The organism is Streptomyces sp. NPDC005202, assembly GCF_040608235.1.
Classification (GTDB): Bacteria; Actinomycetota; Actinomycetes; order Streptomycetales; family Streptomycetaceae; genus Streptomyces.
This window is the reverse complement of record NZ_JBEXHW010000030.1, coordinates 48,399-63,300: the sequence shown is the minus strand read 5'-3', so window position 1 is coordinate 63,300 and position 14,902 is coordinate 48,399. Positions and strand designations below refer to the sequence as shown.

At 70.1% G+C, this 14,902-nt stretch carries 9 protein-coding genes and 5 tRNA genes; 8 read left to right on the top strand and 6 right to left on the bottom strand.

Annotation, left to right across the window (positions count from 1 at the left end):
- Nucleotides 1-787: 787 nt before the first annotated feature.
- The 6 genes from ABZV31_RS30460 to ABZV31_RS30435 all read right to left on the bottom strand — a co-directional run bounded on the left by ABZV31_RS30460 (nucleotide 788) and on the right by ABZV31_RS30435 (nucleotide 7,182).
- Nucleotides 788-860 (bottom strand) — tRNA-Lys (locus ABZV31_RS30460).
- A gap of 99 nt (nucleotides 861-959) precedes the next feature.
- Entirely contained in the window at nucleotides 960-2,495 is a 1,536-nt protein-coding gene (locus ABZV31_RS30455) for an amino acid permease (RefSeq protein ID WP_355900062.1), read from the bottom strand.
- Between the two features lie 37 nt (nucleotides 2,496-2,532).
- On the bottom strand, nucleotides 2,533-3,087 hold the full coding sequence (locus ABZV31_RS30450) for a VCBS repeat-containing protein (RefSeq protein WP_355900061.1): 555 nt from the start codon (nucleotides 3,085-3,087) through the stop codon (nucleotides 2,533-2,535).
- Nucleotides 3,057-3,179 carry a hypothetical protein gene (locus ABZV31_RS30445; protein ID WP_355900059.1) on the bottom strand — a complete coding sequence of 41 codons (123 nt, stop codon included), beginning with the start codon at nucleotides 3,177-3,179 and terminating at the stop codon, nucleotides 3,057-3,059. Before ABZV31_RS30445 ends, ABZV31_RS30450 begins: the two co-directional genes overlap by 31 nt.
- Nucleotides 3,180-3,451: 272 nt before the next feature.
- Complete coding sequence (locus ABZV31_RS30440; protein ID WP_355900057.1) at nucleotides 3,452-5,644, bottom strand: DEAD/DEAH box helicase; 2,193 nt, start codon at nucleotides 5,642-5,644, stop codon at nucleotides 3,452-3,454.
- Between the two features lie 1,187 nt (nucleotides 5,645-6,831).
- A complete protein-coding gene (locus ABZV31_RS30435) occupies nucleotides 6,832-7,182 on the bottom strand; it encodes a metallopeptidase family protein (RefSeq protein WP_355900055.1) in 351 nt (116 codons plus the stop codon).
- 199 nt (nucleotides 7,183-7,381) lie between these two features.
- On the opposite strand from ABZV31_RS30435, the gene ABZV31_RS30430 reads away from it, so the two are divergent.
- From ABZV31_RS30430 to ABZV31_RS30395, 8 genes are all read left to right on the top strand, one after another.
- On the top strand, nucleotides 7,382-8,914 hold the full coding sequence (locus ABZV31_RS30430) for a metallophosphoesterase (protein ID WP_355900053.1): 1,533 nt from the start codon (nucleotides 7,382-7,384) through the stop codon (nucleotides 8,912-8,914).
- Between the two features lie 80 nt (nucleotides 8,915-8,994).
- Nucleotides 8,995-9,067, top strand: a tRNA-Glu gene (locus ABZV31_RS30425).
- A gap of 50 nt (nucleotides 9,068-9,117) precedes the next feature.
- Nucleotides 9,118-9,192 (top strand) — tRNA-Asp (locus tag ABZV31_RS30420).
- Nucleotides 9,193-9,216: 24 nt separating this feature from the next.
- A tRNA-Phe gene (locus ABZV31_RS30415) sits at nucleotides 9,217-9,293 on the top strand.
- A gap of 230 nt (nucleotides 9,294-9,523) precedes the next feature.
- Nucleotides 9,524-9,841 (top strand): hypothetical protein, encoded by a 318-nt coding sequence (locus tag ABZV31_RS30410; protein ID WP_355900051.1) that lies wholly within the window; start codon nucleotides 9,524-9,526, stop codon nucleotides 9,839-9,841.
- A gap of 142 nt (nucleotides 9,842-9,983) precedes the next feature.
- Nucleotides 9,984-13,961 carry an ATP-dependent RNA helicase HrpA gene (hrpA, locus tag ABZV31_RS30405; protein WP_355900049.1) on the top strand — a complete coding sequence of 1,326 codons (3,978 nt, stop codon included), beginning with the start codon at nucleotides 9,984-9,986 and terminating at the stop codon, nucleotides 13,959-13,961.
- A gap of 93 nt (nucleotides 13,962-14,054) precedes the next feature.
- Nucleotides 14,055-14,129 (top strand) — tRNA-Asp (locus ABZV31_RS30400).
- A gap of 122 nt (nucleotides 14,130-14,251) precedes the next feature.
- A complete protein-coding gene (locus tag ABZV31_RS30395; protein WP_355900048.1) occupies nucleotides 14,252-14,443 on the top strand; it encodes a DUF6274 family protein in 192 nt (63 codons plus the stop codon).
- The last annotated feature ends 459 nt before the right edge of the window (nucleotides 14,444-14,902 follow it).

Genomic DNA, 14,902 nt, shown 5'->3' with positions numbered 1-14,902 from the left:
GCAGCATCGCCGGCCCGCGCCGTCCCCGCGCTGTACGGGATTCCGCCAGATCGCCTGCACTGCGGCGCAAGACGCGGGAGCTGGCACGGTCGGCGGCGATGCGCGAGCGGGTAGCGCGCTCGAAGGGGACGGAGGCCCGTTCGAGGTCACGCGCCGCAGCCGGGGCAGCGAGCGGGGGCAGGTCAGTGCTCCACCGAGCGCGGCCAGCTGCCCCTGGGCCACATGGGCCTCGCCACGGGTGAGGTGGTGGGGGATGCTTTCGGCGGCGGCTTGGTGCCGCGGGTTGCCTGGGCGGGCGGCGACCGATTCGGGGGTGGAGGTGGTGAGGCGATGGCGGATCTTGGGCAGGGACAGGTCGCCGGCGAGGGTGGAGCCGGAGTACCGCACCGGCTCGCCGTGCCTTTTGGTGTCGCCGGGCAGGGCGATCCCCGGACGGCCCGGTCTTCGGCCGCACCGTCACGCCGCTCGCCTGCAGCAGCGCGAAGAATTCGGCTTCGCCAGACGCCACGGCCCGCGAGATGATGTCGGACACGTACCCGAGCCTGCCTCCGAGCTGGGCCGTGAGATCGCCGAGAAGGCGGCGAAACCCGGTGCCCCGGTCTCGTCCGGAAGTCAGCGGATCACGCCGGTCGCAGTCGATCCGCAGGCCACCAGCACGGCCGCTCACGCATCGCGCACGCATCGCGCATGCAAGGGCCCGAAAAACGAGACAGCGCCCGAGCCGGCCGAAGCCGACCCGAGCGCTGCGTAGCAGGCCAGAGGGGGGGTTTCCCTTCCCCTGCAGCCGTAGGCCCTGTGGGACTCGAACCCACAACCAATGGATTAAAAGTCCACTGCTCTGCCAATTGAGCTAAGGGCCCAGGCGATGTTGCCTTCCCGAGCATAGCCGGACGAGGCCGTGTCTCCGATCGGGTATCGGGGAGCCGGGCCGGAAGTGTGCCGTGCGGGTGCCGGAAGGGTTACGGATCGGCCGGTTCGGGGGTGCCCGCGCGGGCGGCCTCGCGGCTGAGGGTGCGTGCGTGGTCGGTGTTGAGGAACCAGTGGCGGGCCGAGGCGAGCCACCAGGTCGCGGCGAAGCCGAGGACGACCAAAACGGCGACCGGGGCGTAGTTGAAGGTTTCCCAGGTGACCGGGGAGACCTGCGGGAGCATGAAGAGGATCGTGATCACCCCGACCCATGTCACCGACACCACTCCGATCGTCTGCGACCAGCGGCCCAGGTGCCAGGGCCCGCGTTCGAAGGCCTCGCCCTTGCGTACGCGGAGCAGGGTCGGGATGACGTACGCGATGTAGAGGCCGATCACGGCGATCGACGTGACCGCCGCGTACGCCGTGACGTTGATCAGGTACGGCAGGCCCAGGACCAGTGCGCCGACCGCCGCCAGCCAGACCGCCGCCACCGGGGTGCGCGTGCGCGGGCTGACCGTGTGCCAGACGTGCGAGAAGGGCAGTGCGCCGTCGCGCGAAAAGGCGTAGATCATGCGACTGTTGGCCGTCACCGACGCCATCCCGCAGAACAGCTGCGCTCCGATCACCACGAGCAGCAGCAGCTTGCCGGCGGTCGCGCCGAGGGCGTCCAGCAGGATCTGCGCGGGCGGCGCGCCGGTCGGGGACGCGAGCTCCCTGCCGTAGGACTGGATCGCGAAGGTGAAGCCCAGCAGGAGGACGAGGCCGGCTATCCAGGAGGTCCAGATGGAGCGGACGATGCCCTTGGGGCCCGCCGTGGACGCGTCGTGCGTCTCCTCCGTCATGTGGGCGGAGGCGTCGTAGCCGGTGAAGGTGTACTGGGCCATCAGGAGGCCCAGCAGCACCACGTACAGCCCACTGCCCCAGCCCGTGTTGTTGACGAACTCCCCGAACACGAAGCTCGCCGACTGGTGTTTGTCCGGGACGAAGGCCAGGGCCCCCACGATCACCCCGACCCCGAGCACGTGCCACCACACGCTCACGCTGTTGAGGAAGGCGACGATGCGGACGCCGAAGGTGTTCAGCAGGCCGTGCAGGAGCAGGATCGCCGCGAAGAGCAGGACCGTGCGGCCCGGTGTGACCTTGAAGTCGAACTGGAGGTTCAGGTACGCGCCCAGGAAGGACGCCGCCCCGAAGTCGATGCCCGCGGTCACCGCCACCTGGCCCAGCACGTTGAACCAGCCCGTGAACCAGGCCCAGGCCGCGGCCGACTTCGGCGGCGCCAGCCGGTGGGCCCAGAAGTACAGGCCCGCCGAGGTCGGGTACGCCGAACAGATTTCGGCCATCGACAACCCGACGAACAGTGTCATCAGGCCCACGGCCACCCAGCCCCAGGTGATCACGGCGGGACCGCCGGTGTTCATCCCGAAGAGGTAGAGCGTCAGGCAGCCGGAGAGGACCGAGATGATCGTGAAGGAGACCGCGTAGTTGGAGAACGCCGACATGCGGCGGGCGAGAACCTGCGTGTAACCGAGCTGGGCCAGCCGCTCTTCGTCCGACAGCCCACTCGCTCTGGCGTCATCTGTCATGCCCCCAGCGATTCCCTCGCCGGGGGCATGACATGCGTCACCCGATGACTGGAACCGGACGGCTGGAAGACTCCAGCTGGAAGACCCCCCTGTAGCCCTGCCAGCCCGTCGCGATCCTCGCCCGCGAGCCGAACGAGCCCTTGCCGTCGCCGTTGTTGCGGTACAGGTTGCCCGCCGTGTCCCGCTCGACCAGGTCGTTCCTGCCGTCGCCGGTGATGTCGCCGACGCCGGTGATGTCGCCGACGCCGACGAGCGCGGGACCGGAGGGCACCTTGACGGTCCTCTTCGCCGTACGGTCGTACACGGCCGCGGCGCCGGCCGGGCCGCAGTTCCAGTAGAGCCAGCGGCCGACGACCTGCAGCTCCTTGACCGTGCAGGGGGCTCCGGTGGCGACGGTCTGGACCGTCTTCTTCGCCTCCAGGCCGTACGCGGTGACGGCCCCGTCGCCCGAACCGGGCGTCCACAGCAGCGCGCCGGCCTGCTGCAGCACCGTGGAGCCGTCGGGCGAGACCTCACGGCCGACCACGTACTGCTCGCCGCTCGGCCGGAACTCCACCGTGGTCAGACAGCCGCCCGCATGGACGTGCCCCACACGCCGTCCGGCCGGACGGGCGTCGGCGCGGTGTCCGCCGCCGCCGGGCCGGCGGCGGTGAGCGAGCCGGCGCCGAGAACGGCCAGGCCCACGAAAGCAAAGGTGATCCGGCCGCGCCGGACCGCAGCAGAGCGTGCGCGCACACGCCGGGTCAAGGGTCCCTCACCAGGGATACGAGAACGGCGTGGCTGCGGTATGTCCCCCTCGGCCGCGCCCCTCCTCCACGCCAAGTCCTCGGATGCCAACAACCGCCTCACAGGCAACGGTAGTTAAAAGGAAGGGAAAGTGAGCGGCACCTTCTGCCGCGGAACGCGGATGGGCCCGCACGACGCCAGTCGTGCGGGCCCTTGGAAATCACCCGGCGTCAGCCGTTGCGCTTCCAGCGCGGCTTGTCCTCGCGGCGGCCGAAGGAACCGGTACCGCGGTGGTCGTCATGACGGCCGTACGGGCGCTCGTGGCCGCCGGAGCGGAAGCCGGGGCGGTCGCCGCCCTGGCGGTCCCGGTTGAACGGGCGGTCGCTGCCGCGGTGCCCGCCGCGCTCGTCACGGCGCGCGGGGCGGTCGTCCCGGCGGAAGCCGCCGCGGTCGTCACGGCGCTCGAAACCGCGGTCACGGTCGAAGGAGCGGCCACCGCGGTCGTCCCGGCGGACCCCGCCACGGTCACCGCGGTCACCGCGGTCACCACGGTCACCACGGTCGCCCCGGTCATCCCGGCGGAACCCGCCGCGGTCGTCACGGCGCTCGAAACCGCGGTCACGGTCGAAGGAGCGGCCACCGCGGTCGTCCCGGCGGACCCCGCCACGGTCACCGCGGTCACCGCGGTCGTCCCGGCGGTCGAAACCGCGGTCGCGGTCACGGTCGCGGTCCCGGTCACGGTTGAACCCGCCGCGGTCGTCGCGCCGCTCGAAGGAACGGCCACCACGGTCGCGGTCGAAGGAGCGGTCCCGGTCGAAGGAACGGTCCCGGTCGCGGTCGAACGTGCGCGGGCCCCGCTCGTCCCGCCGCTCACGGCGCTCGTACGACGACGCAGCCGCCGTACGCTCCTCGCGCTCGGCCCGTTCGGCGCGGTCGACGTCCTGAGCCGCCGGCTGCCCCGGCACCAACGCCTCGGCCGCCTGCACGGCCGCCGCCTGCGCCTCGGCCACCGCCGCCTGAGGGTCCTCGCCCCGCTCGCGGGCGACCCTGGCGATCAGCCGGTCCGCCTCCTCGCGCAGCTCGGCAGCGCGCCGCTGGGCCCGCTCCAGCTGCTTGGTGAGGTGGACGACCTCGCGCTCGGCCTGCTGGGCGGCGTTGCCCGCGGACTCGGCCTGGACCTCGGTCATCGACCGGGCGCCGGTGATCTCGGCGACCTCCGGGTCGAAGGCCGCGCCGCCCTGGATGATGTGGCGCGAGGCGTCGACGCCTGCGTCCTCCATCAGCCGGAAGATCTGGCGCCGCTGGTGCGGCAGGGAGAGGGAGACGACCGTGCCCGTACGGCCCGCGCGGGCGGTACGGCCGGCCCGGTGCAGGTAGTCCTTGTGGTCGCCGGCGGGATCGACGTTGAGCACGAGGTCGATGCCGTCGACGTGGATGCCGCGGGCGGCGACGTCGGTGGCGACCAGGACGTTGACGTACCCGTCCTTGAAGTCGGCCAGCGTCCGGGTCCGGGCGCCCTGGGTCATGCCGCCGTGCAGCGCCTCGGCCTTCACACCGGCGTCGCGCAGCTGCTCGGCGACGCGGTCGGCGCCGAGCTGGGTGCGCACGAAGATGATGGTGCGGCCCTTGCGGGAGGCGATGGCCGCGGTGACCGGCGCCTTGTCCTTGGGCTTCACGATCAGGATGTGGTGGGACATGGTCGTCACCGCACCCTGCGCCGCGTCGACCTCGTGCGAGACGGGGTCGGTGAGGTAGCGGTCGACGAGGGTCTTGATCTCGTTCTCCATCGTCGCGGAGAACAGCATCCGCTGGCCGCCCGCCGGAACCTGGTCCAGCAGCTCGGTGACCTCGGGCAGGAAGCCCAGGTCGGACATCTGGTCGGCCTCGTCGAGCACGGCGATCTGCACGTCCTCGAGGGAGCAGGCGCCGCGGTTGATGATGTCGCGCAGACGGCCCGGGGTGGCGACGAGGACGTCCACGCCCTTCTCCAGGGCGTAGATCTGGTTGCCCATCGAGGTGCCGCCGCAGACGACCTTCATCTTCAGCCCGAGGACGTCACCGTAGGGCTGCAGCGCGTCGGCGACCTGCATGGCGAGCTCGCGCGTCGGCGTGAGGATCACGGCCCGCGGCCGCTTCTTCTCGGTGCGGCCGCCGGCCAGCGCGGTCAGGGTCGGCAGGCCGAAGGAGAGGGTCTTGCCGGAGCCGGTGCGGCCACGGCCGAGGATGTCCTTTCCGGCCAGGGCGTCCGGGATGGTCGCGGCCTGGATCGGGAAGGGGATCGTCACGCCGTTCTGCGCGAGCTTGCGGACGACGCCCTCGGGGAGGCCGAGGTCGGCGAAGGTGATCTCGGGAGCCTCGTCGTGAGGCTCGGCGTGCTCGGAGTTCTCGGGCACGACGACGTGATCAGTACTGGCAATGGACATGCGAATGCGAAACCTTCCGGAGTCTCGTCGGCACGCGCCCGTCAACTCCGTGATTCGCACCACGACCGCCTCGATGCGGTCCGCCACGGCAAAGGAGAGTACGCGCCACACGGCGCGCTCTGCGTGGGCGCCGGGCAAATGGGATCAAACGATCTGCCACCATACGCACCCCCCACCCCCAAAAGCAAACCGACCCCACATGCGCAGGTCAGCAAGGCTTCCCCGCCACGAAGGCGCCCGCCACGACGGCGCAACCGGGGTCCCCCCACGCCCTGGAGGCAGTGGAGGAGGTGCCGAATAAGGCAGCGGAAGAGGTGCAGAACGAGGGAGTGGACGAGGTGCAGAACGAGGCAGTGGAGGAGGTGCAGGCAGCGGAGGAGGTGAATCCGCCGCACCCCGGTCCCCCACCCGGTCCCCACCCCTACACCGGTGACCCTGCCTCCGGCGCCGGCTCCCGCTCGACCAACTGCGGCCCGGTGTTCTCGTGCGCCGAAGACGAAGGCTCCGCAACCGTCGGCTCCGCCGAAACCGGCGGCGCCGACGAGGCCGGCGGCGGCTCCGACACGGCAGACGTCCGCGGAGGATCCGGCGGCGCCTGGGTCGGCGTCGGCTCCCCTGCCAACGTTGGCTTCGCCCGCTTCCCCGGCGCCGCCGCGGATGCGCTCCCCGCGGCCGACGGTGAGACCGACGCGGACGGCGATCGCCCGGCCTTCGCCTTGCCCCCGTGCCCGTGTTTGCCGTCGCCCGTACCCCCGCCGTACCCCGCGCCGCCGCCGGACACCGCCGTACCCCCGTCCGGCGCCTCACCGGCCCGCTGCCCCGCCGAGTGGGACGGCCTGACCCTGCCGCCCGGGTCGTCGCCCACGCTCATGCAGCCGGCGGCAGCGGCGACGGCGACGACCGTGGCGGCGAGACGGACGGGTACGTACAAGGGGCGCACGGGAAGCCACCTCCGAATGGGGTCTCCCCTGCTCGAGCGCAGCCGAGAGCTCGGGGAAGGACGAAGAAGTCAACGTGCCCAACTCCCGTCGCCCACAAGAAGACACGCGGCGCGGCCTACGGCGCGGAGCCGGAGGGGCGTACCGGTGTCGAGGGGCGAACGCGGAGACCCGAAGGGGTGAGCACGGTCGCTCCCGGACACCGGCTGAGCCGCCCCGGAGGCGGAGCGCCAGAAGAACGGGCGGCTCTCAGCCGTACCCGAGGGCGTGCAGGCGCGCGTCGTCGATCCCGAAGTGGTGGGCAATCTCGTGCACCACGGTCACCTCGGTCTCGGCCACGACCTCCTCCCGGGTCTCGCACATCCGCAGCGTCGGCCCGCGGTAGATCGTGATGCGGTCGGGCAGCACGCCCGCGTACCACTCGCCGCGATCCGTCAACGGGGTCCCCTCGTACAGCCCGAGCAACTCGGGATCGTCGGCGGGCGGTTCGTCCTCGACGAACACCGCGACGTTGTCCATCAGCCGCGTCAGCTCCGACGGGATCCGGTCGAGGGCCTCGGCGACCAGTTCCTCGAACTCCTCGCGCGTCATCTCCAGCACAAGCCCATTGTCCGGCACGACGCCCGCGTACGAGAGGCATGAACCGTCCCGCACGCAAGCCGCAGTCCGCCCCGCACGAACCCTCCGCCCACCCCGGCATCCGCGCATATCGGGCCTCGCACGTGGGCATACGGGACCAATGGCCCGCGTCTTCGTCGCAGACCTGAACCGCCGGCATCGCAAACACGGCGCAAACGCCATGAATGGCATCCGAAGGGCAGTGCGCGCGCTCACCCGGCGCGGCCACCGCTCCCGCCGCCCGCGCCCGGCCCTCTCGCTGACCCCTCAGCCACGCCCCTGGCTCCGCGCCCTGGGCCTGGTCGTCGTCGTACTCCTCGGCGCCTGGCTGGGCCTGCTGATCGTCGGCAACGTACGGGTCCCGGTCGGCCCCATGGACACGACGATGACGCTGCGCCCGTCCCTGAGCGGCGGAACGAAGATCAACGTCTCTCCGCTGGGCGCCCTGGAGCTGAACAGCCATGTCGCCCCGGTCCGCCTGGACGTCAACGTCGACCAGCTCGACCCGGCCCGCTCCCAGGCCCTGGTCGACCACCCCGAACGCCTCTCCGGCCTCCAGGACGAGGTGGTGCGGGACGTCGAGCACGGCACCCTCGGCGTGGCCGTGCGCTCCTGCGTTGCCGTCGTGTCCGGCGCCACGGCCCTCGGACTGGCGGTCTACCGCCGCCCCCGCCGCGCGCTGGCGGCCGGCGGTCTGGCCCTGGCCCTCCTCGCGGCCTCCGGGGCGACGGCGTACGCGACCTGGAACCCGAAGTCGGTCCTGGAACCGAGGTTCTCGGGCCTGCTCTCCTCGGCCCCCTCCCTCGTCGGCAACGCGCGCAGCATCGTCACCGAATTCGACGCCTACCAGAAGGAGTTGGCGCGCCTGGTCACCAACGTGACGAAGCTGTACGACGTCACGTCCACGCTCCCCGCCTACTCGCCGGACCCGACGACCATCCGGGTGCTGCACGTGTCGGACATCCACCTGAACCCGGCGAGCTGGAAGATCATCGCCTCGCTGGTGGAGCAGTACAAGGTGAACGTGATCGTCGACTCCGGGGACACGATGGACCACGGCACGGCGGCGGAAAACGGGTTCCTGGACCCGATCAAGGACCTGGGTGTCCCCTACGTGTGGGTCCGGGGCAACCACGACTCGGCAGTCACCCAGCGGTACCTGGAACGCATGAAGAACGTGCACGTCCTGGACGACGGCCGCGCGGAGACCATCGCGGGCCTGCGCTTCGCCGGCATCGGAGACCCCCAGTTCACACCCGACCGCTCGGTCACCCCGGGCGGCGGCGCGGCGGAGCAGCTGGCGGGCGCCCGCCTGGCGTCGGCGCTGCGCGACCAGCGGGCCAAGGGCACCCCGGTCGACGTCGCCATCGCCCACGAACCGTCGGCGGCGCGCGAGACGGACGGCACGGTGCCGCTGGTCCTGGCAGGCCACCTCCACCACGAGGGCACGGAGGTCATGCAGTACGGCACGCGCCTGCGCATCGAGGGCTCGACGGGCGGCAGCGGCCTACGAGCGGTGGAACACAAGTACCCCGCGCCGATCGAGGCCTCGATCCTCTACTTCGACCGGGACAGCCGCCGCCTCCAGGCCTGGGACGAGATCAAACTGGGCGGCCTGGGCCAGACGACGGCCGAGGTCAGCCGCCACCTGCCGAAGGAGAACCAGCCCGGCGCCGCCCCCACCCCACGCTCACCCTCCACATCTGCGCCGTAAACCGTTTTGGCGATACTCCCCGCCATCCCATATGCTTCTCACGTCCCCGACGCGCTGAGAAGCGCCCAGGCGGGCCGATAGCCCTCATCGTCTAGCGGCCTAGGACGCCGCCCTTTCAAGGCGGTAGCACGGGTTCGAATCCCGTTGGGGGCACGTAGTACGGTGTGCGACACTTACCTTCGTTGGTTCGCACGCAACAGCATGGTCCTGTGGAGCAGTTTGGAGTGCTCGCCACCCTGTCAAGGTGGAGGCCGCGGGTTCAAATCCCGTCAGGACCGCTGAGGTTTCACGTGAAACCTCGTGGCTGGGTAGCTCAGTTGGTACGAGCGCTCGCCTGAAAAGCGAGAGGTCGCCGGTTCGACCCCGGCCCCAGCCACCACCCGAAGGCCCCGTTCACCAGGACGGGGCCTTTGTCGTGCCCCGACACTCCGCCGGCCTTAGGCAGCGTCCGCCGAGGGGTACCACCGGAGGGAGGTCGATGCCCGCCGACGCCCGTGCTGTGGGTGTGGTCGCCGGACGTGACGTCGTGATCGTGCGATCTGCTTGGCAGCGCTCCTGGGCGGCGCTACGTTCTGGCTGGTCGGCGTAATGCTGAGGGAGCGGGGGACGATGAGCCGGGACGAGGCGCGGGCCATTCGGGACGTCGAGCTGGAGAAGGACCGGGCGCGGTACGGGTTACTGGCGGTGATCGTCAGCAATCTTGCGATCGCCGGTGTGGCGATCTTCGGGGTGTGGCGCCTCGAGGGGGACCGTGCGGTGATCGTCGGCGTCCTCACCGCCGCGTTCACCGCGGTGAGCGGCATGACCACGGCCTACCTCGGCATCAAGGCCGTCTCCAACACGGCGAGGTCCATCGCTCTGGGGGACGGGGCCGCGGCGCGACGTGAGCCGACGTCGACGGTTCCTCCGGCACAGCGAAGTCAGTAAGCGCCGTGGCTGCCGAGGCGTACGGGCCGCGCCACTACAGGGGCGCGTCGGCTCACCCGCCCCGACCGCACAAGTCGCAGCTGAACCGCCGACGTCAAATCATTCGCGCGCAATTTCTCCGAGGTGAGATCCTGGATCGCGTATGTCTACGCATTCAGCCCCCGCCCTCGGCACCCTTGCCCCCCGCCTGACCGAGCTGTCGCTGCGCGACGCGCACCGGCTCGGCCGCAGGCTCGAAGGCGCACGCAAGATCCGCAAGCCGGAGGCCAGCGCCGCCGTCCTCTCCGAGATCGAGGCCGAAGTCGGGAAAGCCGAGGAGCGCATGGCCGCGCGGCGCTCCCGCGTCCCCGCCGTCAGCTACCCCGAGCAGCTCCCGGTCAGCCAGAAGAGGGCCGAGATCGCCGACGCCATCCGCGACCACCAGGTCGTCATCGTCGCCGGCGAGACCGGGTCCGGGAAGACCACCCAGATCCCCAAGATCTGCCTCGAGCTCGGCCGCGGAGTCCGCGGCATGATCGGGCACACTCAGCCGCGCCGCATCGCCGCCCGCACCGTCGCCGAGCGCGTGGCCGAGGAGCTGGACACCCCCCTTGGCGAGGCCGTCGGCTGGAAGGTGCGGTTCACCGATCAGGTGGACCCGGACGCCACCTTCATCAAGCTCATGACGGACGGCATCCTGCTCGCCGAGATCCAGACCGACCGCGAGCTGCGCGCCTACGACACGATCATCATCGACGAGGCCCACGAGCGGTCCCTCAACGTCGACTTCCTGCTCGGCTACCTCGCCCAGCTGCTCCCGAGGCGTCCGGACCTCAAGGTCGTCATCACCTCCGCCACCATCGACCCCGAGCGCTTCTCCCGGCATTTCGACGACGCGCCGATCATCGAGGTCAGCGGCCGCACGTATCCCGTCGAGGTCCGCTACCGCCCGCTCCTCGAAGAGGACTCCGACGACTCCGACCGGGACCAGATCACCGCCATCACCGACGCCGTGGAAGAACTCATGGCCGAGGGACCGGGCGACATCCTCGTCTTCCTCTCCGGTGAGCGCGAGATCCGGGACACCGCCGACGCCCTGACCAAGAAGCAGTACCGCTTCACCGAGGTCCTGCCCCTTTATGCCCGGCTTTCCCACGCCGAGCAGCACCGCGTCTTCCAGCCGCACTCGGGCCGCAGGATCGTGCTGGCGACCAACGTCGCGGAGACGTCCCTCACGGTCCCCGGTATCAAGTACGTCATCGACCCCGGCTTCGCCCGGATCTCCCGCTACAGCCATCGCACCAAGGTCCAGCGCCTCCCCATCGAGCCGATCTCCCAGGCCAGTGCCAACCAGCGCAAGGGCCGCTGCGGCCGTACGTCCGACGGCATCTGCATCCGCCTCTACAGCGAAGAAGACTTCAACTCCCGGCCCGAGTTCACCGACGCCGAGATCCTCCGTACGAACCTCGCCTCCGTCATCCTGCAGATGACCGCGGCCGGCCTCGGCGACATCGAGAAGTTCCCGTTCATCGACCCGCCGGACCACCGCAACATCCGCGACGGCGTGCAGCTCCTCGAGGAGCTCGGCGCGCTCGACCCGGCCCAGAAGGATCCCCGCAAGCGGCTCACGCAGACCGGCCGCAAGCTCGCCCAGCTGCCGGTCGACCCGCGCCTGGCCCGCATGGTCCTGGAGGCCGACAAGAACGGCTGCGTCCGCGAGGTCATGGTGATCGCCGCCGCGCTGTCCATCCAGGACCCGCGCGAGCGCCCCGCCGACAAGCAGGCCCAAGCCGACCAGCTGCACGCCCGTTTCAAGGACGAGACGAGCGACTTCCTCGCGTACCTGAACCTCTGGCGCTACATCCGCGAGCAGCAGAAGGAGAGGGGCTCCTCCTCGTTCCGCCGGATGTGCAAGCAGGAGTACCTCAACTTCCTGCGCATCCGCGAATGGCAGGACATCTACACGCAGTTGCGCACGGTCGCCAAGCAGATGGGCATCCACCTGAACGACCAGGACGCCTCCGCCGACCGCATCCACATCTCCCTCCTCGCCGGCCTGCTGTCCCACATCGGCATGAAGGACGTGAAGGAGTCCAAGGACTCCGGACCCGGCGCGCGCAAGGACGGCGGACGCAACGAGTACCTGGGTGCCCGCAACGCCAAGTTCGCGATCTTCCCGGGCTCGGCCCTGTTCAGAAAGCCCCCGCGCTTCGTGATGTCCGCCGAGCTGGTGGAGACCTCGCGGCTCTGGGCCCGCGTCAACGCCAAAATCGAACCCGAGTGGGTCGAACCGCTCGCCGGTCACCTCGTCAAGCGGACGTACAGCGAGCCGCACTGGGAGAAGGACCAGGCGGCCGTCATGGCGTACGAGAAGGTGACGCTGTACGGCGTGCCGATCGTCACCCAGCGCAAGGTCAACTACGGGCGCATCGACCCTGAGACGAGCCGCGAGCTGTTCATCCGCAACGCGCTCGTCGAGGGCGACTGGCGCACGCACCACAAGTTCTTCGCCGACAACCGCAGACTTCTCACCGAGGTCGAGGAGTTGGAGCACCGCGCCCGGCGCCGGGACATCCTGGTCGACGACGAGACGCTCTTCGACTTCTACGACCAGCGGGTGCCCGAACACGTCGTCTCCGGCGCCCACTTCGACTCCTGGTGGAAGCGCAAGCGGCAGGAGCAGCCCGACTTCCTCGACTTCGAGCGGGAGATGCTGATCCGCGAGTCGGCGGAGGCGGTCACCAAGGCCGACTATCCGGACTCCTGGCGCCAGGGGAACCTGAAGTTCCGGGTGACGTACCAGTTCGAGCCGGGCGCCGACGCGGACGGCGTGACCGTCCACATCCCGCTCCAGGTCCTCAACCAGGTCACCGACGAGGGCTTCGACTGGCAGATCCCGGGCCTGCGGGAGGAGCTGGTCACCGAGCTGATCCGGTCCCTGCCGAAGCCGATCCGCCGCAACTACGTGCCCGCGCCGAACTACGCGAAGGCCTTCCTGGAGAAGGCGACCCCGCTCCAGGAGCCGCTCACGACGGCGATGGCGCGCGAGCTGAAGCGCATGGTCGGCGTCCCCTTCGAGCCCGAGGACTTCGACTGGTCGAAGGTCCCCGACCACCTGAAGATCACCTTCAGGGTCGTCGACGAGCGGCGCCGCAAGCTGGATGAGGACAAAAATCTTCAGGCGCTGAAGCTCAGGCTGAAGCCGAGGGCGCGCAAGGCTCTCTCCCAGGCCGCCGCGGCCACCGCGGAGCGCCAGGGCGGCGAGTCCGTGGAGCGCAAGGGCCTGACCGACTGGACGATCGGCACGCTCACCCGCGTCTTCGAAACCCGCCGGGCCGGCCAGCCGGTGAAGGCGTACCCGGCGCTCGTCGACGACGGCGACACGGTCTCCGTGCGGCTCTTCGACACGGAGGCGGAACAGGCCGAGGCCATGTGGAAGGGCACGCGCCGGCTGATCCTCCGCAACATCCCGGTCAGCCCGGCGAAGTTCGCGTCCGAGAAGCTCACGAACCAGCAGAAGCTCGCCCTGTCGGCGAACCCGCACGGCTCGATCCAGGCGTTGTTCGACGACTGCGCGACGGCGGCCGCGGACAAGCTGATCGAGGACTTCGGGGGACCGGCGTGGGACGAGGAGTCGTACCGGAAGCTGTACGACAAGGTGCGTGCCGAGATCGTCGACGTGACCGTGCGGACCGTGGGCCAGGTGCAGCAGGTGCTCGCCGCCTGGCAGTCCTGTGAGCGCCGTCTGAAGGCCGTACGGAGCCCTGCTCTGCTGCCGAACCTGGCGGACGTACGGGCGCAGCTGGACGGCCTGGTGAAGCCCGGCTTCGTGACGGAGGCGGGGATACGCCGCCTGCCCGACCTCATGCGCTACCTGGTCGCGGCGGACCGCCGTCTGCAGCAGATGCCGACGAACGTCCAGCGGGACACCACGCGCATGGAGAAGGTCCACGAGATGCAGGACGAGTACGCGTGGCTGCTCGAGCACATGCCGCAGGGCCGTCCGATCCCGTCGTCGGTCCTGGACATCCGGTGGATGATCGAGGAGCTGCGGGTCAGCTACTTCGCCCATGCGCTCGGCACGGCGTATCCCGTCTCCGACAAGCGGATCGTGAAGGCGATCGACGCGGCGGCTCCGTGACGGCCCGTGCGCGCTGAGTGAGTTCGACCAGGCGGCCCGCCTCCTGTACAGTCTCTTCTCGCAGCGCAACGCAAGACAGTCGCTGCGAAACCTGGTCCTGTGGAGCAGTTTGGAGTGCTCGCCACCCTGTCAAGGTGGAGGCCGCGGGTTCAAATCCCGTCAGGACCGCAGAGAAGAGGGCCCGCATCCCCGCGAGGGATGCGGGCCCTCTTGCCGTCTTGACGGCGTCACATTCCGCCGGTACCCAGAAAGCAGGGCCCGCTTCCCGCATGGCCCGCTGGAGGTGGCGTATGGCGGCATCGGCCAGGCACGAGACACGGGCGCTGCTCCGTGCGCATCTCGCAGCCGCCTCGTCGTACCGCCATCTGACGCGCCGCTGCCCGGTCTGCCACCGCCTGCTGCGGCTGGCAATGGACAGCGCTCCCCGGCCCTCGGACGTCCCGGACGAGGTGGTCGAGGACGAAACTTCCTCCACCGCGTGACCATCCGCGTGACCATCCGCGTGACCATCGCCGAGCCAACGCCGAGTCCGAACTCCCGCTTCAGCAAGGGGAGCTGGAACCCTTGCCTCCACTAGCGCACATGGACCGGAGGCAACAAGCACCCCGACGTGTGACGGGTGTCACGACATGAGTTTTTGAAACCGCGGTACTTACACCTCTCCTACAACTGGTCAATTTAATATGTGCAATTGCACCACCCTCACGGGCGCCCCAAGGGCCTCCCGGGGATCTCCCAGGGCCCGGCCACAGGCTCCCTCGGAGTGCTCCCACAGCAGATCCGAGCCCTCCCCGGACTCCGACAAGCCCGCTCACGGGGGCGCCCGGCAGAGGTCGTCGGCGCACAAAAAAGATCGCGCTGGACCCGGCGGAGTCCAGCGCGATAGACGACGCACCCTTGTGCACTTGCCTCAAGAGCTCTGGTCGGCTTGGGCGTCGGGC

Coding starts and splice junctions, on each gene's coding strand:
- ABZV31_RS30430 (WP_355900053.1), top strand. CDS start 7,382: ATGAATGGCATCCGAAGGGCAGTGCGCGCGCTCACCCGGCGCGGCCAC.
- ABZV31_RS30455 (WP_355900062.1), bottom strand. CDS start 2,495: ATGACAGATGACGCCAGAGCGAGTGGGCTGTCGGACGAAGAGCGGCTG.
- ABZV31_RS30440 (WP_355900057.1), bottom strand. CDS start 5,644: ATGTCCATTGCCAGTACTGATCACGTCGTCGTGCCCGAGAACTCCGAG.
- ABZV31_RS30410 (WP_355900051.1), top strand. CDS start 9,524: ATGAGCCGGGACGAGGCGCGGGCCATTCGGGACGTCGAGCTGGAGAAG.
- ABZV31_RS30395 (WP_355900048.1), top strand. CDS start 14,252: ATGGCGGCATCGGCCAGGCACGAGACACGGGCGCTGCTCCGTGCGCAT.
- hrpA (WP_355900049.1), top strand. CDS start 9,984: ATGTCTACGCATTCAGCCCCCGCCCTCGGCACCCTTGCCCCCCGCCTG.